The following is a 19,714-nucleotide window of genomic DNA, read 5'->3' on the forward strand; positions in this document are numbered from 1 at the left end:
GCGCGCCCGGTTATGCACCCACCGCGCCGTTTACCTGCGGCGTGTGGGGGAACCCGTTCCTACGTGCCGGCGCCAGAACTTGATACCGAGACCTCGGCGCCGACCGAATCTTTCTACCGCACAGCCGGTTTCGCGGCGCTGAGTAGCTATGCGGCGATCGGTGACGGCCGCACGGTGGCGCTGGTGGCCGAAGACGGCGCCATTGATTGGTTTCCGATTCCGGATTTGGATTCGCTCCCGGTATTCGCCGCGCTGCTCGACCAACCCAACGGCGGACGCCTGGACCTGACGCCGACCGTCCCGTTTCACACGCGGCGGCGTTACCTGCCGAAGACCAACGTGCTGGAAACGACCTTCGTCACCGAGTCGGGACGGGTCCGGGTCACCGACGCGCTGAACATCGGCTTCGGTGGCCGGCTGCCGTGGACCGAACTCGCCCGCCGCGTGGAGGGCCTCGACGGGACGGTGCCGATGCGCTGGCGGGTCGCGCCGGGGACCTGCTTCGACCATTCCTCGCCGTGGGCGCGGCGCACCCCGCACGGCGCGGTGCTGCGAGCCGGGTCGCTCAACGTGGGCGTGTGTGTCTCGGAGCAGCTCGACGTCGAGTGGACCGACCAGACGGCGTCCGGAACGTTCACCGCGACGGCCGGCCTGCGGAGGCTGATCGGCCTGGTCGCCTCGGAGTCCGAACCGCTGATGCTGTCGTCGGCGTCCGACATCGACGAGGGGCTGGACAAGACCATCGCGTTCTGGGGGAACTGGTCCGGGCAGTTCGAATGCCCCGAGTCGTGGGCCGAGGCGGTGCGTCGCAGTGTGTTGCTGCTCAAGCTGCTCATCTTCAGTCCGACCGGCGCCATCGCGGCGGCCGCGACCACCTCGCTGCCCGAACGGATGTCGGGCGGAAAGAATTGGGACTACCGCTTCGCATGGATCCGCGATACCGCATACACGCTGTCCGCCTTGCGCCGCTTCGGGATTCGCGAGGAGACGCACGCCGCCGTGGCTTGGCTGCTGCGAACCGTCCGCCGGCACATTCCCGATGTGGGTGTCTTCTACTGCCTCGACGGTTCACCGCCTCCCCCGGTGAGCCGGTTCGAGGCGGCCGGCTGGCGCGGAATCGGCCCGGTGGTGACCGGTAACCGCGCCGACGGGCAGCTGCAGCTGAGCATCTTCGCCGACCTCTTTGACACAGTGCGGCTCTACGTCGACAGCGGCCACGTCCTGGATACCGAAACCGGCCATCTGCTGGCGGATTTCGCAGATCGGGCGTGCGACGCCTGGCGCCACCGCGACGCCGGCATGTGGGAATTGCCGCGGCAAGAGCACTACACGACGTCCAAGCTCGGCTGTTGGCAGGCGCTGCGGTGCGCGGTCTACCTGGCCGACCAGGGCCAGATTCCCGGCGACCCCGGCCGCTGGGCCGGCGAGGCCGAGCGGATCAGCGATTGGGTGCAGCGCCACTGCTGGAATGACGAGCTGGGCAGCTACGAATGGTTTCCGGGCAGCGGTCAGCTGGACGCGTCGATTCTGCTGCACGCCGGCAGCGGGTTTGACCGTGGCGAACGGATGTCCGCCACGATCGACGCACTACGTCGCGAGTTAGGCTGCGGGCCTTTGCTTTTCCGGTTCAGTGGCGCGCGTGAGGAGGAACGCGAAGGGGCGTTCGTCGCATGCTCGTTCTGGGCCGTCTCGGCGCTGCACCATGTAGGTCGCACGTCAGAGGCCCGTGACCTGATGGCCGAACTCGTCGAGCTGACCAACGACGTCGGCGTGTTGCCCGAAATGATCGATGCCGACGACCGCTCGTTCATGGGCAACCTGCCGCAGGGCCTCAGCCACCTCGCGTTGATCGGGGCGGCGCTCGACCTGGAGTCGTGACGACCTGGGGCCCCGAACGAGAACAGCTTCGCTAATTTTGAGAAGGCGGTTCTCCACTGCCGAGAGACGGATTACGATCGCTGGTGACCTGTGCCGGTCTCGTCCGAACCACAACGATCGGAGTCCCTCATCGACGCCTGGATTCTCGACGCGGTCCGCACGCCCCGCGGGCGCGGCCGCCCCGACGGCGGACTGCACGGCGTGCACCCGCAGGCCCTGCTCGCGCGGTGCCTGACCGCACTGGCCGAGCGGGTCGGCTTCGACCCGGCCGACGTCGACGACGTGATCGCGGGCAACGGCATCCTGTCCGGAGACCACGGCGACGACATCGCCCGCCTGTCGGTGCTGCTGGCCGGCTGGCCGCAGAGCGTGCCCGGGATGACGCTGAGCCGATTCTGCGGGTCGGGTCAGCAGGCGGTGACCGTGGCGGCCTCGGCCATCGCCGCCGGCAGCGAGAATCTGATGATCGCCGGCGGCGTCGAATCCATGTCACGCTGGGACGTCACCGCGGGAGTCCCGACCATCGACGGCAACAACCCGGATCTTCGTGCGCTGTATCCGACCGTCCCGCAGGGTATTTCGGCCGACCTGATCGCCACCCTGGAGGGATTCGACCGCGAGACCGTCGACGCCTACGCCGCGCAGAGCCAGCGCCGCGCCGGCGCGGCCATCGAGCAGGGCCGCTTCGAGCGGTCGCTGGTCGACGTGCCGACTCCGCACGGTCACGTCGAACGCGACGAGCATCCCCGCCCCGGTACCACCACCGAGTCGCTGGCCCGCCTCAAACCGGCCTTCGCCGCGCTGGGCGCCGCGTGCGCCGACGGCGAGCAGCGCACGTTCGACGAGATCTGCCTGCAGCGCTACCCCGACATCGACCGCATCGATCACGTGCACCATGCGGGCAACTCGTCCGGCGTCGTCGATGGCGCCGCGGCGGTTGCGCTGGCCTCGTCGAACTGGCTGCACACCCATCGTGTCACACCGCGCGCGCAGATCAGGGCCACCGCGGCCATCGGTAGCGAACCCATCATCATGCTCACCGCCCCCGGCCCCGCGGCCCAGCGATGTCTTCAGCGGGCGGGCATGACCGTGGCCGACATCGATCTGTGGGAGATCAACGAGGCCTTCGCCGCCGTCCCGCTCAAGACGATGCGCGACCTCGACATCGACCCCGAGGTGGTCAACGTCAACGGCGGGGCGATCGCGCTCGGGCACCCCATCGGCGCCACCGGCGCCATGCTGATCGGCACCGTCCTGGACGAGCTCGAACGTCGTGACCTGACAACGGGTCTGGTCACCATGTGCACCGGCGGCGGGATGGGCACGGCGACGATCATCGAGCGGGTGTGAACATGGCGGACACCGTGTCCCTCGAACGGCCCTGCGACGGGGTCGCCGTCCTGCGGCTGAATCGCCCGCAGCGGCTCAACGCCATCAACGAGGCGATGCAGACCGAATTGCGCGACGGGCTCGGCGATCTGGCCGCCGACCCGGCCGTACACGCCGTGGTGCTGACCGGCGCCGGACGCGGGTTCTGCGCGGGCATCGACGTGCGCGACTTCGGCCCCTCGATGCTCGAAGCGAGCGCACCCGCGTTGGACCGGATGCGCTTCCAGGAAAGGATGGCCGCCCTCGCCGAAGCGGTGCGCGCGTTGCCGCAGCCCGTCATCGCCGCGGTCAATGGCCCCTGCGTTGGCGCCGGACTCGCGCTGTGCCTGGCCGCCGACATCCGAATCTGTTCGACGGCAGCATCTTTCGCCAATGCCGCCATCCTGCTCGGGCTCTCGGGTGCCGAGATGGGCATGAGCTACCACCTGCCGCGCATCGTCGGCACCAGCGTGGCCGCCGACTGGATGCTGTCCGGTCGCACCGTTTCGGCCACCGAGGCCGACCGTCGCGGGCTGGTCAGTGAGGTCGTCGAGCCGGACCGACTGGCCGACCGCGCGGTCGAGCTGGCGTCGCTGATCGCCGGCCACGCCCCGCTGGGCGCGCAACTGACCAAGCGCGCCCTTCAAATCAACACCGACGCCCCGAGCCTGACGTCGGCGATGGAACTGGAAAACCGCAACCAGGTGATTTCCCACGCCACCGACGAGGCGGCGCAGCGCCGCAAGAAGTGGTCGTCATGACCGGTCCGCTGCGCGGTGTGCGCATCGTCATGATGGGCGGCTTGGGGCCCGCACCGCTGTGCGGAATGCTGTTGGGCGACTTGGGCGCCGAAGTCATCCGCATCGACGCGCTGGCCGGTGTCGACGGTCCGCCGCCCGTCGACCACACGGTCCGCCGCAACCAGCGGTCACTGGCCGCCGATGTGAAGGACCCACGCGGGCGCGACCTCGTCCACCGCCTGACCGCCGACGCCGATGCCTTCGTGGACGTGTACCGGCCTGGGGTGGCCGAACGCCTGGGCATCGGCCCGGATGCGTTGCGGACGCGCAACCCCCGGCTGGTCTATGCCCGCATGACCGGCTACGGACAGGACGGGCCCTTGGCCGGTCACGCCGGGCATGACATCAATTACCTTGCGCTCACGGGCGCCCTGCACGCCATCGGCACCGCCGAATCACCGGTGCCGCCCTTGAATCTCGTCGGCGATTACGGCGGCGGTGCAATGCTATTGGCGGTCGGGCTGCTCAGCGCGATCCTGGAGGCCCGCCAGTCGGGTCAGGGGCAGGTCCTCGACGTGGCGATGGTCGACGGCGTCGCCGCGCTGCTGGCACCGTATTTCGGCATGCTGTCGGCGGGCACGTGGCGCGACCGGCGTCAGGACAATCTGCTCGACGGCGCCGCGCACTTCTACGGCACCTACGCCACGGCCGACGGGGGCCACATGGCCGTCGGCGCCATGGAGCCGAAGTTCTACGCCGAACTGTGCGATCGGCTCGGCGTGGACGTGCCGCACGACGACGACGATCCGACGGCGTGGGCCGGCCACCGGGCCGCACTGGCCGCGCGCTTTGCCGAGAAGTCCCGCGCCGAATGGGAGCGCCTGCTGGGCACGCCGGGATGCTGTGCGACACCGGTGCTTTCGCTGACCGAGGCGCCGCGACATCCACACAACGTCGCGCGGCGCACGTTCGTCGAGCTTGACGGCCTCACCCAGCCCGCACCGGCCCCGCGCTTCTCCCGGACCCGTCCGGCCACGCCCGCGCCTCCGTCGCTTCCCGGCGATCACACCCGCGCGGTGCTGCGCGAGCTGGGCCTGGCCGCCAACGACATCACCGCGCTGGAGGATGCCGGCGTGGTGGCCCAGAGCAGTGCAAAGTGACCGATCCAGAGAGGACGACACATGTCGTGGGACTTCTCCACCGACCCGGAGTGGGCCGAACAACTGCAGTGGGTCGAAGGCTTCGTGCGCGAGGAGTGCGAGCCGATCGACTTGATTGTCACCGAATCCCACGACCTCAATGACCCGGTGCGTCAGGCGCTGATCCCGCCGCTGCAGGACATCGTGAAAAAGCGCGGGCTGTGGGCGACCCACCTGGGCCCGCACCTGGGCGGTCCGGGCTATGGGCAGGTGAAATTGGCGCTGCTCAACGAGATTCTGGGGCGCTCGGAATGCGCGCCGATCGTCTTCGGGTCACAGGCCCCCGATTCGGGCAACAGCGAAATCCTGGCGCACTACGGCACGCCCGAGCTCAAAGAGCGCTATCTGGAGCCGCTGCTGGACAACCGCATCATCTCCTGTTTCTCGATGACCGAGCCACAGGGCGGCGCCGACCCGAAGGTGTTCCGCACCACCGCCGTACAAGACGGTGATCACTGGGTCATCAACGGGGAGAAGTGGTTTTCGTCGTTCGCCTCGATGGCGTCGTTCCTGATCGTGATGGCGATGACCGATCCCGACGCGCCGCCCTACGAGCGCTACTCGATGTTCGTCGTCCCCGGCGACACCCCCGGCATCAACGTGCTGCGCGACGTCGGGCTGGGATACCAGCCGATCGGCGGTGGGCGTGAGGGTTATGTGCGCTACGACAACGTCCGGGTGCCCGCCGAGAACATGCTGGGGCCGCGCGGCGGGGCGTTCGTCGTCGCGCAGACCCGCCTGGGCGGCGGGCGGATTCACCACGCGATGCGCACCGTGGGACTGGTCCGGCGGATCTTCGACATGATCTGCGAACGGGCCGCGTCGCGCTACACCCAGGGCGAGGTGCTGGCCAACAAGCAGCTGGTGCAGGAGATGGTCGCCGACTCCTGGATGGAGATCGAGGCGTTCCGGCTGCTGACGCTCCAAACAGCTTGGAAGATCGACCAATTCAACGACTACAAGGCCGTTCGGGCCGACATCTCGGCGGTCAAGGCGATGATGCAGAAGGTGCTGCACGACGTGTCATCGCGGGCGCTTCAGTTGCACGGCTCGTTGGGCACCACCCACGAGATGCCGTTCGTGCAGTATCTGGTCGAGTCGTTCGTGCTCGGGCTGGCCGACGGTCCGACCGAAGTGCACAAGGTCACGCTGGCCCGGCTGTTGCTGAAGAACCGTGAACCCGCGCCGGATCTGTTTCCCTCCGAACATCTGCTGCGGTTGCGGGCGGCCGCCGAGGCCAAGTTCGCCGCCAAGCTGGCGGGCATCCCCCGGGGCTGAGCGGCGAGCCCGCTCAGACTTTCTTGGTGACGCCGACGTAGGACAGCACCACATCGGATTGGTCGGTCACTCGATTGAGCACCGCGTAGGAGCGGATGAACGACTCACCCACGCAACCGTCGATCTTGACGTGGAAGTTGCTGACCATCACCCAGGGATTCGGTGCCCTGAACTGTTTCTTGACCACCGGCACCACGACGACCAGGCCCGGCTTGAGCCCCACGTTGAGGATGCCCGCGATCGGGGCGACGACCAACGGAAGCACGTCTCCCGGCACTCCGGTCACCGGTCCGGTCACACCCGGGGTGATGCCGGCGCTGCCACCGATCGTGACGCCGTCCGACGTGCTCATGTCGATGCCACAGCCGATCTCATAGCCCACCTCGAGGACGCCCTGGGGCGGTCCCGGCCCGATGAGGGAGCCGACGAATATCCCGCTGGCGACGTATTCGCGGGACGACACCGCGGTGGTCAACGGTGCCACCGGAACCTGCTGCTCGTCGCGGGCGCCCAGACCGAGGGTCCAGCCGTCGGGGGTGTGCAGGACTGCGGGGGGATTCGAGGGAATCGCTCCCTCCGCCTCCGGCGCCGCTTCCGCAGCAACCGGGGCGGCGTCGGGATCCGCGCATGTCGACGGCGCCGTAGGCAGCGAAACGGCCAGGCAGGCGGCGGCCACCAGGGCGCGACGAACGACCACGGCAATCGGCCTCACGGGCGACACCGTACGCACCCGGCGTTTCGAGTCACGAGATTTGCTGGGCGGCCCACCGAAGTCGTTGTGGGTTTGTAACTGTTACGCGATATGCGGTCAACGGTAGAATCGGCGTTTCAGCAGCCAGCAATTCGGCCAGAAACCGAGGAGGCGGCGATGACGGTTCGCACCCGGACTCGCGCAATGCTGGTCTGCGCGACGACGGCCATCGCCCTGGCGAGCGGCGCCGGCATGGCCCACGCGGACCCGAACGTCGATCCCCGCCCCCAGCCGCCGGGCATGGACGACGTCTACAATCCGTTTCCCACCACCTGGATCAATCCGTCCAATGAAGGCCAGCCCGTGAACGATACGGGCGATGTCGGAATGATCTGCGAAAATCTTCTGGTCCGCTGCCAGTAAGGCTCCGGCGGGCACTAAGTTAGCGACGTCAGGGCGCGGTCGAGCAGCCTCGGCAAAATCGTTGCCATCGCTTCCAATTCGGCTCGCGGCGCCGCCCGGCGGCGATTGTGTTTGACGATCAACGACCAGGTCGCCGTCGATTTGAAACACGCCAGCGCCGTGAACCACGCCAAATCGGTTATCTCGCAACCTAACTCGGATGCATAGAGCTCGGTGAGTTCGTCGATCGGCGGTACCATACCGTCGGGTGCGTCGACCCGCCGGTAGGTGTCCGGGTCGCAGTTGATTAGAAACCAGCCCGCATCGATGCGCGGATCGCCGATCGACCAGATCTCCCAGTCGATGATCGCGTTGACCCGCGATCCGGCGGCGAGCAGGTTGCCCAGCCGGAAGTCGCCGTGCACCACACGCGGCGCCATCGCACGCGGCGCGCAATCGAGCAGCGCGTCATACACTTCCGGCCAGTCGGGGGTCAGCGCCGGGTCGACGGTCCGCAGCGTGTCGGACCACCGGTGGACTTCGGCGACCGGGTCGACCACGCGCTCATCGCCCAGCCCGAGGTCCGCCGGCGCGAGCCTGTGCAGCGCGGCCATCGCGCGGCACGCGTTCCGGTATCGATCGCTCAGCCCGCCGACATGCGGGCAGCCGTCGAACAACGGTTCCACACAATCGCCTTCGACATGGCTCATCACATACAGCGGCGGTGTGCCGGGCGGGTCCCCCGCATCTTCCCACAGCACCTCCGGGACCGGAACGTGAGTTGTCTTGAGCGCCTTGATGATGCGGGCCTGGCGGAGCACGTCGCGATGCGCGACGGGTGCGACGCCCGGCGGAGCCACCTTGATCACCACCCGCCGGCCATCCCTGCTGCCCGCGAAGGTGAGGCTGGAGGCGCCGCCGGCTAGCGGGGCGACGTCGGTGACGCCCGCGCCGTCGAGTCGGCGGCGCAGCTCGGTCGGATCGAGCTCGGCTCGGCTCATCCCGTCAGCGGGCCGGTCCTCGTCCAGCCGACCTCGGCGAGGAAGGGCTGGGTGTGCGCGATGCGCCCGGTTAGGGTCTTCGGATCGCCGGTGCAGAGCCGCAAGGCCGTCTCGGTGATCAACGCGATGTCCTCGGTGTCGGTCTTGGCCAGGTCGAGCGTGCCGGCGCCCGGCGTGGCCACGGGATTGGACGGGGCGGCGGCGTTGACCGCGATTCCGTCGTCGTACAGCTCGGCCGCAAGGCTTTTCGTCAATCGGTTGAGGGCGGCCTTGGCCGTGCCGTAGATGCCGAAGCCCGCCGTGCGGTCGAACTCGGAGAACGGCGGGCCGGGTGGCAGGTCACCGCCGACCGAGGTCAGGTTCAGGATCCAGCCGCGTCCGCGCTCGCGCATCGCGGGTATCGCCAGCTGACACAGATGCAGGGGCCCGAGCACATGCATCTCCATCATCAGCCGCGCTCGCCGCTCGGGAAACCCGTCGAGGGGCCGCAGGAAGGTCACCGCGGCGTTGTTGACCAGGATGTCGGGTGCGCCGACCGCGCCGGCCACCTCGGCGAAAAGCCGTTCACGGTCTTCGGTCTGGGACAGATCCGCCTGGACCGCAATGGCTTTCCCGCCCGCGGCGACGATCTCGTCGCGGGTCTGGCTCAGCGACCCCTGATACTTGGGGTCGGGGTCCATCGTGCGGGCGGTCAGGGCCACCGTGGCCCCGTGCTCGGCCAGCCGTGTGGCGATCGCCCTGCCCAGGCCCCGGCTGCTGCCGGTGACCAGGGCCACCATCCCGTCGCACCGCTGCGCGCTCATCGTCGTCCTCCTCGGCCTGCCGGCCCTGCGGAAATGGCTTCTCCGTATCAGAGAATGCCATTATCGCCGGCGGAGGGGAAGCATTCGGCGTCGCGCGTCCAGGGCGTAGCTGCCGCCGCCGGTGAAGACCAGCAGGAAAAACGCGAAGCAGAACAGAACGGCCAACGCGCCCCCGTTGCCGGCCGGCGGATCGGCGACCGGCCACAGCGCCTGGGGTTGGTGGACCGAGAAGTAGGCGACCGCCATCTCCCCCGACGCGACGAACGCGGCGGCGCGGGTGAACAACCCGGCGGCCACCAGCAGGCCCGCGACGATCTCGACCAGTGCGGCATACCAGCCGGGCCAGGATCCGAACTCGACGACAACCGGCGAGCGGACGGGCCAATTGAACAGGCTGCGCGAACCGTACGCGGCGAAAAGCAAACCGTAGACGAGGCGAAACAGGCTCAGCACCCCCGGAGCGTGCCGGGCCAGGCGAGCGTCGAGACCATTCCTCACGAGGGACAGGCTACGGTCGCCGCCCAGGCGAGCAGGCGCCGCCACAGCCGATGCCGGCTCGACGCCATGTTGTGGCAGTGCGCGCTGCCGGCCACCACCAGGGTGGTGATGTCCGGGCTGCTCCGGTACAGCCCGGCCTCGGCGCGCGGGTCCGGCGAGACGTCGACGACGCCGTAACCGACCAGCACCGGGACGTCGATGCGCGCCGCATGCTCGGCGACGATGCCGGGGACCATCGCCGTGCCGAACACGCGCGGTACCACCGACTTGGCGGCGCTGGCGTCGGCCGCGACGACGTCGGCGGGAACGTCGGGGAGATGGAACCAACTCTGCAGGTGCTCGCGTGGCCCCTCGAAATACGGCCTGTCGAGCGCGGACAGTATTTCGGCGGCCGCCTCGGCGCGGCCTTGCGGCGTGGCGCAACGCGCGATGAACGCCGCGTCCAGGTTCAACGGCGCGACGTGCTGGTTGGTGCAACCCAGCACCGCCAGCCCGGCATAGCCGGGAAACAGCGCTTGCTGGGTGATGGCCAGGTACCCGCCCAGCGAATGCCCGACCGCGATCGCCGGCGCCTCGATGCCGATGGTGTCCGGCAACGCGCTGACGGCTCGCGCCAGCGCGCCGGCGATATCGCTGAAGCCGAAATCGCCTGTGGGCTGCGAGCTTTCGCCGGTCCCCAGCGGGTCGATGGTCACGACGGCGTAGCCGTTCTCGGTGGCGAAGCCGGCGAAGCTGTACCCGTGGTGGCCGGGAATGGTGAGGTCCCAGTAGTCGCGGCTGTAGGTGCCGCCCGGCAGACATACCAGCAGCGCGGCCGCGTCGGCGACGTCGCGCGCGGGGTAGTACGTCGCCGCCAGCGACGCCGGCTGCCCGGCCACCTCGCCGACATCGAACGTCAATGAGCGCGGGGTGCGGGTCATACGGCGTAATCCTTGGAGGTAAACACGTACCTGTACAGGGGTATGCAAGGAGGCGTTTTGACCTATCTCTTTCTCCTCGGCGCCATATTCGCAGAGGTGATAGCGACCAGCCTGCTCAAGAGCACCGACGGTTTCAGCCGGCTGTGGCCGACCGTCGTGTGCCTTACCGGTTATGCCGTCTCCTTCGCGCTGCTGGCGGTGTCGATCTCGCGCGGCATGCAGACCGACGTCGCCTACGCGCTGTGGTCGGCCATCGGTACGGCCCTGATCGTGCTGATCGCGGTGCTGTTCTTGGGTTCGCCGATATCGCTGACGAAGGTCGCCGGTGTCGGGCTGATCATCGCCGGGGTGGTCACGCTGAATCTGGCCGGCGCGCACTGACCGCGGGGCCATTTCGTCGCCGGCAGGTGGACTCCCGTTCACGTTTCCGACCTCTATTGCGGGCCTGGTGTGCAAATATCGCTGCAAGACTGACGGTCTGTCGCCACCGGGCATTGCAGCGGCCCGGGGCGGTGCTGCCCGCCACCCCCTAGCGAGTAGGACTCACCATGACCGATGTCGATCAGACGCCCTCCGATGGCCTGTCCCCCGGCAACCCCACCCGGGCCGACCTGATCGAGCACTCGCGCACCGGGATGAGCGCGGCCGCACTCCAGCGCGCGATCAACGACCACCTGCGCTATTCGATCGGGCGTCCGGCGGCGGCCCTGCGCCCCGAGCACTACTACCGCGCGCTCGCCCTGGCGGTCCGTGATCGCATGCAGGACCGCCGGGTGGCCTCCACGCAGACCTCGCTGGACCTCGGTCGCAAGGTGACCTGCTACCTGTCGGCCGAGTTCTTGATGGGCCCGCAATTGGGCAACAACCTGCTGAATCTCCAGATGGAGCGGGCGGCTCGCGAGGCGCTGGCGGCGATGGGCCAAAACCTCGACACGGTGCTGGCCTGCGAGGAGGAACCCGGGCTCGGCAACGGCGGCCTCGGCAGGCTGGCCGCGTGCTACCTGGACTCGCTGGCCACCCTGGAGCGCCCGGCGATCGGCTACGGCATCCGCTACGAATTCGGCATCTTCGACCAGGAAATCCACGACGGCTGGCAGGTCGAGCAGACCGACAACTGGCTGGACAACGGAAACCCCTGGGAGATCGCCAAACCCGACGTCAGCTTCCTGGTGAAGTGGGGCGGCTACGCCGAGCACTACACCGACCCCGATAAGGGGGCCGGCCACGATCGGGTCCGCTGGGTGCCGGGCCGGTTGCTCAAAGGCACCGCGTATGACACGCCGATCCAGGGCTACGGCGTCAACACCTGCAACGTGCTGACGCTGTGGAGCGCGCGCGCCGTCAAATCGTTTGCTCTGGAGGCCTTCAACACCGGCGACTACTACAAGGCGGTGGAGGACGAGGTCACATCCGAGACCGTTACCAAGGTGCTCTACCCCAACGACGAACCCGAGGCCGGCAAGCGGCTGCGCCTGCTGCAGCAGTACTTCTTCGTGTCCTGCTCGCTGCAACACGTGCTGCACATCATGGACGATCTCGCCGACGTGTCCGTCAAGGAGCTTCCGCAGCGGTTTGCCCTGCAGCTCAACGACACTCACCCGTCCATCGGGGTCGCCGAGCTGATGCGGCTGCTGGTCGACGAGCGCGAGCTGGACTGGGACGCGGCGTGGGACATCACCGTCGCGACGTTCGGATACACCAACCACACCCTGCTGCCCGAGGCGCTGGAAACCTGGCCGCTGGAGATGTTCGCCGAGTCGCTGCCGCGCCACCTCGAGATCATCTACGAGATCAACCGCCGGTTCCTCGACGAGGTGCGCGCCCGCTTCCCCGGCGACGAGGACCGGGTCGCCCGGATGTCGTTGATCGGGGAGAACGGCGGCAAGAATGTCCGGATGGCGCACCTGGCCACCGTCGGCAGCCACGCCGTCAACGGCGTCGCCGCCCTCCATTCGGAGCTGCTGAAAAGCAGTGTGCTGAAAGACTTTTACGAGATGTGGCCGGAACGGTTCAGCAACAAGACGAACGGCGTGACACCGCGCCGCTTCCTCGCGCTGGCCAACCCCGGGCTGCGCGAACTGCTGGACCGCACGGTCGGCGACGGCTGGTTGACCGATCTGGGCCGGCTGCGCGGGCTCGAGCCGTTCGTCGAGGACGCGGCCTTCCGGCGCGAGTGGCGCGACATCAAGCGCAACAACAAGTCCCGCCTGGCCAGATACGTCCACTCGGTGGCCGGCGTCGAACTGAACCCGGACTGGATGTTCGACGTCCAGGTCAAGCGCATCCACGAGTACAAGCGCCAGCACCTGAACGTCCTGCACGTCGTCGCGCTGTATCATCGCCTGAAGTGTGACCCCGGCCTGTCGATCCCGCCGCGGGCCTTCATCTTCGGCGGCAAGGCCGCGCCTGGATACTTCCTGGCCAAGCGGATCATCAAGCTCATCAACGCGGTCGCCGAAACCGTGAACGCCGACCCGGACGTGAACCGGTTCCTCCAGGTGGCCTTCGTGCCGAACTTCAACGTGCAAAACGCCCATCTGATCTACCCGGCGGCCGATCTGTCCGAACAGATCTCCACCGCGGGCAAGGAGGCCTCGGGCACCGGGAACATGAAGTTCATGATCAACGGGGCCCTGACCATCGGCACCCTGGACGGGGCGAACGTCGAGATGCGCGACGAGGTCGGGCCGGAGAACTTTTTCCTGTTCGGGCTCACCGAGCAGCAAGTCGGGGCGGTCAAGGCCGACGGGTATCGCCCGGGCGATTACATCGACGGCAACGACGAGCTGCGCGCTGTGCTGGATCTGATTGCCGCGGGGACGTTTTCGCGCGGGGACACCGAGGTGTTCAAGCCCGTCGTGGACAACCTGCGTTACGACGACCCCTTCCTGGTGTGCGCCGACTACGCGTCGTATGTGGACTGTCAGGAGCGGGTCGGCGCCGCGTGGCAGGATCGCGAGTCGTGGACCAAGATGTCGATCCTCAACACCGCGCGCAGCGGCAAGTTCTCGTCGGATCGCGCCATCACCGAGTACTGCGACGAGATCTGGAACGTCTGGCCGCTGACGGTCAAGATCTAGCGCCGGCCGGGTAGTCCGGCCGCGCCCGGCGTGCCATCGACCACCGCCGCGACCGGCGCCGCCCGGCCCCGCGGCAGAGCCGCCCGAAACGGGCTAGGGTGGGCGCTCACGCGCAGGGTGCACTGGGACGTTGTCGCGGCCCCGCGATCGACAGAACGACTCGTGGCAGGAGAGATGTGACCACACGCTTGCGCAGCCTTGTCCTGGTCCCGTTGACCGTGGCACTGGCCATGCTGCTGGTGCCGACCGCTTCGGCCGACACCTACACCGACCAGCTGGTGAGCAGGTTCGACGCCCAGACGCATGTGGTGGTCGATCCGGGCGCCAGACCGCCGCTGCAGAATCCCGACAAGCTGAACCAGCAGATTCTCACCAGCTCGTGGCGGTGGAGCGCGGGCCCACCGGTCTGGGTGGCGGCGGTGTCGCCCGCCCAGAGCGGGGTCACCACCGCCGACGCCGTACACACCGCCATGCTGGGCCGCAACGCCGGATTCAGCGGCGTCATCCTCGTCATCGACGCTCGCGGCTACCACGTGCGCGCCTACAACGTGCCCAAGGCGATCGCCGACAACGTCGACCAATTCATGAATCAGTCGGCGAGGGATCATCGCAACGACCCGTACGGCGCCACGAGCGCGTTCGTCGCCAGGCTGGCGAGCGCCAATGCAAGCCCCGCCGGACCGGCGACCACCTCTGAAGTCGCGCACCAAAAGCACGACGAGTGGGCGTGGCTGAAGGTCACGCTGGTCATCTTCGGCATCGCGCTGGCCATGGCCGGCCTGTTCTGGTTCGCGATCGGCCGAAATCGTAAGCACCGCAAGGACTCCGAGGCACGTGAGGAAATCAAGCAGGAATTGATCGCGGCCACGTCGAACGTCAGCGACCTGGACAACGCGGTGCTCACCACCGGCGGCGCCGATGTCAGCGCCGAGTCGCTGAAAGCCAACGCCAGCCTGTACGACGCCCGAAAGGCCTACGAGAAGGGCGATTACGGCTCCGCGCGGGCGCATCTGCGGGTGGTCGAGTCCACGGTCGCCAAGGCCAACCGGAAGCTCGACCCGCGCCAACCCGACGTCGCGGCCGTGACTTCTGTCCCGGCCGACGACCGCAAGCAGGCCACCGTGCGGGCCAAGAATCCGGACACCGGCGAAACGGTGACGATCAACAACAACAACTACAGCACCACCGCGCAGCCGGGTTACCCGCACTACTACGGCGGCGGCTACCACAACGGAATGTTCTTCTACCCCGGCTATTACCCGTACGCGTTCTGGGGTCCCGGCTGGACGTGGGCGCTGACCGACGTGCTGCTGATGGACGCGTTGCTGGACGACCATTGGGGCGGCAGCTACGAGCGCGGCTTCGAGGCCGGCCGCGACTCCGCGTTCGCCGATGCCAACAGCTACGGCTATGACGGCGGACAGGCAGCCGGCTACGACAGCCCGCCGGCCGATGTGGGGTTCACCGGCGGCTACCAGGACTCCGGTGGCGCCGACGTCGGATTCGCGGGCAACGACGCCACCTACTCCGGCGGCGGTGACGTGGGCTTCGACGGTGGCTGGGACTCCGGCGGCGGCTGGGATTCCGGCGGCTCCGATTTCGGGGGCGGATCGGATTTCGGCGGCGGCGGTTCCGATTCCGGCGGCGGTGGCGACTTCGGGTTTTGAGGTCTCGCCGTCGAGAAGTTAGGTTCCTGCAATGAGTACGGACAAGATCAATCGCGCGATCCTGCTCACCATGGTGGTGATCGGGACGGTCGCCTACTGCTTGCTGTACAGCCACGCCTCGATCGTCTTCAGGCTCCTGGTGCCGCTCGGCCTGATCGTCCTGCTCGGGCTCGTCGTCCGGGATGTGATCAGGGACCGGCAATAGTCTTCGGAAGTCCAACAGCGGAGCAAGGACTGGAAAATGAGCACGTATCTCTACGGTCTGCTGACCCTGGTCACCCTCGTCCTGGCCGTGGCGCTGGCCGCCGTCGCCGCCGTGCACGTAAATCGCTTGGAGCGCCGAACGACTGCTCCGGTCAGTGAAGAAATCGGCAGCGCCAAAGCGGTTTTGCACAAGGTCCGCAAGGGCAAACCGATGTCGCGCGACGAGGTGGACTACGCCAAGCAGGTCGTTGCCGATCGCGGTTCGTTGATGACCCTGTGCATCCCGGGCGCGTTGTTCATGCTCGGCTGCTTCTTCGTCTTCGGCAGTCTCTACCACCTGCAGGGAGCGACGCCCTCGGAGCGCACATTCCTCGGGGTGATCCCCATGTTGACCTCGACAAACCTGGCCATTCAGATTCGCCGCAGCGCGCGGTTGCGGCGGCGGCTGAAGAAGCTGGCCTGACGCACGACGAGACCGGACGTGCGGCGCCCACCGGGCGCCCGGGTGGGCCGGCCGGCCTTCGAGGTCGTGTCCGGGTTGCGCTGTCCGGAGTCTTTGCACCATGATGTGTCAATTGAGCACATGACCGTCTACTATTTGGCGGGCACGAGGGCGAGGGCGGGGGGCACGAACACGATGTCCGGACCGGGTCGCGAGAGGTGATCGAATGAGCCCTCGTTTCGTCGGTCGGACCGTCCTGGCGCGAACCTGGATGCCGTTGGTCGCCGTGGTCGCGGTCGGCGTGGGTCTGCTCTGCATGTACAAGGTGCATCAGTTCTCCGAACCGGAGCCGGTCATCACCGTCAACGGTCCGCAGGCACCCGAGGAGTTCAACATCAAGCGGATCACCTACGAGGTGTTCGGCGACGCCGGCCAGGGCGGGAAACTGGTCTACGTCGACATCGACGGTCATCCGCATCAGGTCGACATCACCACCCTGCCGTGGTCCCACACGGAGACCACCACGCTCACGGTGGCGTCCGGCAGCATCTCGGTGCACGTCCACGGCGGTCAGGTCGGTTGCCGAATGCTGGTGGACGGCGTCATCCGCGACGAACAATCGGGCGATCATCAGGACGCCGACGTCCAGTGCAGGGTGAAGTCGGCATGACCGAGCATCGCCTCGAGGATCCCAGGGTCAAGCGTCCGTTCATCCCGAAAATGGTGCGCGCCCTGGCGATTCCGATCATCTTGTTCTGGGCCCTGCTCGCGGTCACCACCAATACCTTTATGCCCCAAGTGGAACGGGTCGCCGAAGAGCTCGCCGGGCCGATGGTTCCGCATTACGCGCCCTCGCAGCGGGCGCTGCTGCACATCGGCGAGAAGTTCCACGAATCCAACTCCACGAATCTGACCATGGTGGTCTTCGAGGCGAACCGGCGACTGGGCGACCAGGATCACCGGTACTACGACGATTTGATGCGCCGCCTGCAGAACGACACCAAGCACGTCCAGTACGTGATGGACTTGTGGGGCAAACCGTTCACCGCGGCCGGCGCGCAATCCGTCGACGGCAAGTGCACCTATGTGCTCCTTCGTCTCGCCGGTGACATCGGCCAGATCCAGGCCAACCAGTCCGTGGACGCCGTCCGCGACATCATCAAGAAGGACACGCCTCCGCCGGGCCTCAAGGTCTATGTCAGCGGTGCGGCTCCGCTGGCCTCCGACACGCTCACCATCGCCAACGCCAGCCTGAACAACGTCACCATCGTGACGATCATCCTCATCGTCGTGATGTTGCTGCTGGTGTACCGCACCCCGTCCACCCTGCTGGTGCCCCTGCTCGGCGTCCTCATCGAAATGCTTGTCGCCAAGGGCATCGTCTCGACCCTCGGGCATTACGGATACATCGAATTGTCGTCGTTCGCGGTGAACATCGTCATCGCGCTGACCCTGGGGGCCGGAACCGACTACGGCATCTTCCTGATGGGCCGCTATCACGAGGCGCGCCAGGCCGGTGAGAGCCGGGAGGACAGTTTCTACATCGCCTACAAGGGCGTGGCACCCATCATCATCGGCTCCGGACTGACGATCGCCGGCGCCTGTTACTGCCTGACGTTCGCGCGGCTCAACTACTTCCATACCATGGGGCCGGCCGTCGCGATCACCATGCTGTTCACCATCGCGGCGGCGATGACGCTGGGCCCGGCGGTGCTGACCGTGGGCAGCCTGTTCGGGATGTTCGACCCGAGAACCAACGTCCACGGGCGGCTTTATCGGCGCATCGGTGCCAGCGTGGTGCGCTGGCCGGTGCCGATCCTGGTGGCCAGTTCCGCCGTCGTCATGCTCGGCGCGATCTTCGTGCCGAGCTACCGGCAGAACTACGACGATCGCCAGTACCAACCTGCCAGTGCGCCTGCGAATCTCGGTTTCCAGGCCGCCGATCGGCACTTCCCCAAGAGCAAGCTGTTCTCCGAGATGTTGATGGTCGAGACCGATCACGACATGCGCAACTCGGCCGACTTCATCTCGCTGGACCGCGTCGCCAGGGCGCTGATCCGGCTGCACGGCGTGGCGATGGTGCAGGGCATGACGCGGCCGTTAGGCCGGGCGCTCGAACACGCCAGCATTCCCTACCTGTTCACCACGCAGGGCAGCGGCAACGGTCAACAACTCCCGTTCAACAGGGAGCAGAACTCCAACACCGATGCGCAGGCCGAGATCCAGGCGCACTCCGTGGCGGTGCTACGCAAAGAGATCGGCTTCTTCCAGAAGGTGTCCGACGAACTGCACCAGACGGTGCTCACCGTCGAGGACCTCAAACGGGTCAGCAACGAAATGAACGAGGAAGTCTCGAACCTCGACGATTTCTTCCGGCCCATCAAGAGCTACTTCTATTGGGAGAAACACTGTTTCGACATCCCGATCTGCTGGGCGTTCCGATCGCTGTGGGACACCATCGATCACATCGACCACTTGGCCGAAGATATCGACAAGGCCGAAATCTCCCTCGCGGAGGTGGACAAGGCCTTCCCGCAGATCATCGCCCAACTGAAGGCCACCGCCGATGACACCGAGGCGCTGCAGCTGAAGTTGGTCAACAGTTACGGCTCGGCCGACCTGCAGTCCATCCAGACCGAGCAGACCTTCGACGATTCGATCAACGTCGGCAACGACTTCGACAGGTCCCGCAGCGACGACTACTTCTATATCCCGCACGAGGCCTTCGACAACGAGGACCTCAAGGCGGGCATGAAGCTGATGATGTCGCCGGACGGCAAAGCCGCCCGTTTCATCGTCACCCACGAGGGTGACGCGATGGGACCCGAAGGCGTGGAGCACGTCGAGCAGTTCCCCGACGCGATCAAGACGATCCTCAAAGAGACGTCGCTGGCCGGCGCCCGGGTGTATATCGGGGGCTCGGGGTCCAACGACAAGGACATCAAGCAATACGCGATGTCGGATCTGTTGATCGCGGCGATCGCGGCCTTCGTGCTGATCTTCCTGATCATGTTGTTCATCACGCGAAGCCTGGTGGCGGCCTTGGTGATTCCCGGCACCGTGGCCTTCTCCTACGCCGGGGCGTTCGGCCTGTCCATCCTTTTCTGGCAGCACCTGGTCGGCCTGCATCTGCACTGGCTCGTGCTGCCGCTGACGTTCATCATCCTGGTGGCCGTCGGATCGGACTACAACCTGCTGCTGATCAACCGGGTCAAAGAGGAGCTGCACGGCGGGATCCACACCGGCCTGATCCGCGCGCTCGGCAGCACCGGCGGTGTGGTGACCTCCGCCGGTTTGGTGTTCGCCTTCACCATGCTGGCCATGCTCACCAGCGATCTGAGGACCATCGGTCAGGTGGGATCGACCGTGTGCATCGGCCTGCTGCTGGACACGTTGATCGTGCGCTCGTTCGTCGTGCCCTCCATCCTGCGGATCCTGGGGCCGTGGTTCTGGTGGCCGACGCTGGTACGCCCCCGTCCGCTGCCACAGCATTGATGCGGATCTGACGAATCGTTGACCGGATTGAACACATCTCGTTAATGT

At 67.1% G+C, this 19,714-nt stretch carries 18 protein-coding genes; 13 read left to right on the forward strand and 5 right to left on the reverse strand.

Annotated elements, in window-relative coordinates; genetic code table 11:
* Positions 1 to 63: 63 nt before the first annotated feature.
* The 5 genes from A5624_RS08995 (at position 64) to A5624_RS09015 (ending at position 6,463) form a co-directional block, all read left to right on the forward strand.
* On the forward strand, positions 64 to 1,878 hold the full coding sequence (locus A5624_RS08995; protein ID WP_232002228.1) for a glycoside hydrolase family 15 protein: 1,815 nt from the start codon (positions 64 to 66) through the stop codon (positions 1,876 to 1,878).
* Positions 1,879 to 2,019: 141 nt separating this feature from the next.
* Positions 2,020 to 3,228 carry an acetyl-CoA C-acetyltransferase gene (locus A5624_RS09000; RefSeq protein WP_232002232.1) on the forward strand — a complete coding sequence of 403 codons (1,209 nt, stop codon included), beginning with the start codon at positions 2,020 to 2,022 and terminating at the stop codon, positions 3,226 to 3,228.
* A gap of 2 nt (positions 3,229 to 3,230) precedes the next feature.
* Positions 3,231 to 4,007: an enoyl-CoA hydratase/isomerase family protein gene (locus tag A5624_RS09005; RefSeq protein ID WP_066864804.1), complete on the forward strand. Its 777-nt coding sequence runs from the start codon at positions 3,231 to 3,233 to the stop codon at positions 4,005 to 4,007.
* Positions 4,004 to 5,146: a CaiB/BaiF CoA-transferase family protein gene (locus tag A5624_RS09010; RefSeq protein WP_066865216.1), complete on the forward strand. Its 1,143-nt coding sequence runs from the start codon at positions 4,004 to 4,006 to the stop codon at positions 5,144 to 5,146. Before A5624_RS09005 ends, A5624_RS09010 begins: the two co-directional genes overlap by 4 nt.
* 21 nt (positions 5,147 to 5,167) lie before the next feature.
* Positions 5,168 to 6,463 carry an acyl-CoA dehydrogenase family protein gene (locus tag A5624_RS09015; protein WP_066864806.1) on the forward strand — a complete coding sequence of 432 codons (1,296 nt, stop codon included), beginning with the start codon at positions 5,168 to 5,170 and terminating at the stop codon, positions 6,461 to 6,463.
* Between the two features lie 13 nt (positions 6,464 to 6,476).
* Here the strand turns inward: A5624_RS09015 and A5624_RS09020 are convergent, their stop codons facing one another.
* On the reverse strand, positions 6,477 to 7,160 hold the full coding sequence (locus A5624_RS09020) for an MspA family porin (protein ID WP_066864809.1): 684 nt from the start codon (positions 7,158 to 7,160) through the stop codon (positions 6,477 to 6,479).
* A gap of 171 nt (positions 7,161 to 7,331) precedes the next feature.
* On the opposite strand from A5624_RS09020, the gene A5624_RS09025 reads away from it, so the two are divergent.
* Positions 7,332 to 7,577, forward strand: a complete 246-nt coding sequence (locus tag A5624_RS09025) for a hypothetical protein (RefSeq protein ID WP_066864812.1) — start codon at positions 7,332 to 7,334, stop codon at positions 7,575 to 7,577.
* A gap of 14 nt (positions 7,578 to 7,591) precedes the next feature.
* Here the strand turns inward: A5624_RS09025 and A5624_RS09030 are convergent, their stop codons facing one another.
* Genes A5624_RS09030 through A5624_RS09045 form a run of 4 tightly spaced genes read right to left on the reverse strand, consistent with a single transcriptional unit; the run spans position 7,592 to position 10,778 of the window.
* Positions 7,592 to 8,557 (reverse strand): phosphotransferase family protein, encoded by a 966-nt coding sequence (locus tag A5624_RS09030; protein ID WP_066864815.1) that lies wholly within the window; start codon positions 8,555 to 8,557, stop codon positions 7,592 to 7,594.
* Positions 8,554 to 9,360 (reverse strand): SDR family NAD(P)-dependent oxidoreductase, encoded by an 807-nt coding sequence (locus tag A5624_RS09035; RefSeq protein WP_066864819.1) that lies wholly within the window; start codon positions 9,358 to 9,360, stop codon positions 8,554 to 8,556. Before A5624_RS09035 ends, A5624_RS09030 begins: the two co-directional genes overlap by 4 nt.
* Positions 9,361 to 9,420: 60 nt before the next feature.
* Positions 9,421 to 9,858, reverse strand: a complete 438-nt coding sequence (locus tag A5624_RS09040; RefSeq protein ID WP_156748954.1) for a DoxX family protein — start codon at positions 9,856 to 9,858, stop codon at positions 9,421 to 9,423.
* On the reverse strand, positions 9,855 to 10,778 hold the full coding sequence (locus A5624_RS09045; RefSeq protein ID WP_066864822.1) for an alpha/beta fold hydrolase: 924 nt from the start codon (positions 10,776 to 10,778) through the stop codon (positions 9,855 to 9,857). Before A5624_RS09045 ends, A5624_RS09040 begins: the two co-directional genes overlap by 4 nt.
* A gap of 57 nt (positions 10,779 to 10,835) precedes the next feature.
* On the opposite strand from A5624_RS09045, the gene A5624_RS09050 reads away from it, so the two are divergent.
* The 7 genes from A5624_RS09050 to A5624_RS09075 all read left to right on the forward strand — a co-directional run bounded on the left by A5624_RS09050 (position 10,836) and on the right by A5624_RS09075 (position 19,666).
* Positions 10,836 to 11,159, forward strand: coding sequence for a multidrug efflux SMR transporter (locus A5624_RS09050; protein ID WP_082972124.1), 324 nt, complete (start codon positions 10,836 to 10,838; stop codon positions 11,157 to 11,159).
* 254 nt (positions 11,160 to 11,413) lie between these two features.
* On the forward strand, positions 11,414 to 13,858 hold the full coding sequence (locus A5624_RS09055) for a glycogen/starch/alpha-glucan phosphorylase (RefSeq protein WP_066865222.1): 2,445 nt from the start codon (positions 11,414 to 11,416) through the stop codon (positions 13,856 to 13,858).
* A gap of 176 nt (positions 13,859 to 14,034) precedes the next feature.
* On the forward strand, positions 14,035 to 15,525 hold the full coding sequence (locus A5624_RS09060; protein ID WP_066864828.1) for a hypothetical protein: 1,491 nt from the start codon (positions 14,035 to 14,037) through the stop codon (positions 15,523 to 15,525).
* 31 nt (positions 15,526 to 15,556) lie between these two features.
* Positions 15,557 to 15,730 carry a hypothetical protein gene (locus tag A5624_RS28530; RefSeq protein WP_197497970.1) on the forward strand — a complete coding sequence of 58 codons (174 nt, stop codon included), beginning with the start codon at positions 15,557 to 15,559 and terminating at the stop codon, positions 15,728 to 15,730.
* A 36-nt stretch (positions 15,731 to 15,766) separates the two neighbouring features.
* Positions 15,767 to 16,192, forward strand: coding sequence for a hypothetical protein (locus A5624_RS09065; protein WP_066864831.1), 426 nt, complete (start codon positions 15,767 to 15,769; stop codon positions 16,190 to 16,192).
* Positions 16,193 to 16,397: 205 nt separating this feature from the next.
* Entirely contained in the window at positions 16,398 to 16,841 is a 444-nt protein-coding gene (locus tag A5624_RS09070; RefSeq protein ID WP_197497969.1) for an MmpS family transport accessory protein, read from the forward strand.
* A complete protein-coding gene (locus A5624_RS09075; protein ID WP_066864837.1) occupies positions 16,838 to 19,666 on the forward strand; it encodes an RND family transporter in 2,829 nt (942 codons plus the stop codon). The genes A5624_RS09070 and A5624_RS09075 overlap by 4 nt, the downstream gene beginning before the upstream one ends.
* Positions 19,667 to 19,714 lie beyond the last annotated feature (48 nt).

It is taken from the genome of Mycobacterium sp. 1482292.6, assembly GCF_001672995.1.
In the GTDB taxonomy this organism is placed as follows: domain Bacteria; phylum Actinomycetota; class Actinomycetes; order Mycobacteriales; family Mycobacteriaceae; genus Mycobacterium; species Mycobacterium europaeum_A.

What these genes read in the sequence shown, in the direction of transcription:
- A5624_RS28530 (WP_197497970.1), top strand. Translation starts at nt 15,557, where the DNA reads ATGAGTACGGACAAGATCAATCGCGCGATCCTGCTCACCATGGTGGTG.
- A5624_RS09015 (WP_066864806.1), top strand. Translation starts at nt 5,168, where the DNA reads ATGTCGTGGGACTTCTCCACCGACCCGGAGTGGGCCGAACAACTGCAG.
- A5624_RS09055 (WP_066865222.1), top strand. Translation starts at nt 11,414, where the DNA reads ATGAGCGCGGCCGCACTCCAGCGCGCGATCAACGACCACCTGCGCTAT.
- A5624_RS09005 (WP_066864804.1), top strand. Translation starts at nt 3,231, where the DNA reads ATGGCGGACACCGTGTCCCTCGAACGGCCCTGCGACGGGGTCGCCGTC.
- A5624_RS09045 (WP_066864822.1), bottom strand. Translation starts at nt 10,778, where the DNA reads ATGACCCGCACCCCGCGCTCATTGACGTTCGATGTCGGCGAGGTGGCC.
- A5624_RS09075 (WP_066864837.1), top strand. Translation starts at nt 16,838, where the DNA reads ATGACCGAGCATCGCCTCGAGGATCCCAGGGTCAAGCGTCCGTTCATC.
- A5624_RS09010 (WP_066865216.1), top strand. Translation starts at nt 4,004, where the DNA reads ATGACCGGTCCGCTGCGCGGTGTGCGCATCGTCATGATGGGCGGCTTG.
- A5624_RS09030 (WP_066864815.1), bottom strand. Translation starts at nt 8,557, where the DNA reads ATGAGCCGAGCCGAGCTCGATCCGACCGAGCTGCGCCGCCGACTCGAC.
- A5624_RS09065 (WP_066864831.1), top strand. Translation starts at nt 15,767, where the DNA reads ATGAGCACGTATCTCTACGGTCTGCTGACCCTGGTCACCCTCGTCCTG.
- A5624_RS09035 (WP_066864819.1), bottom strand. Translation starts at nt 9,360, where the DNA reads ATGAGCGCGCAGCGGTGCGACGGGATGGTGGCCCTGGTCACCGGCAGC.
- A5624_RS09070 (WP_197497969.1), top strand. Translation starts at nt 16,398, where the DNA reads ATGAGCCCTCGTTTCGTCGGTCGGACCGTCCTGGCGCGAACCTGGATG.
- A5624_RS09025 (WP_066864812.1), top strand. Translation starts at nt 7,332, where the DNA reads ATGACGGTTCGCACCCGGACTCGCGCAATGCTGGTCTGCGCGACGACG.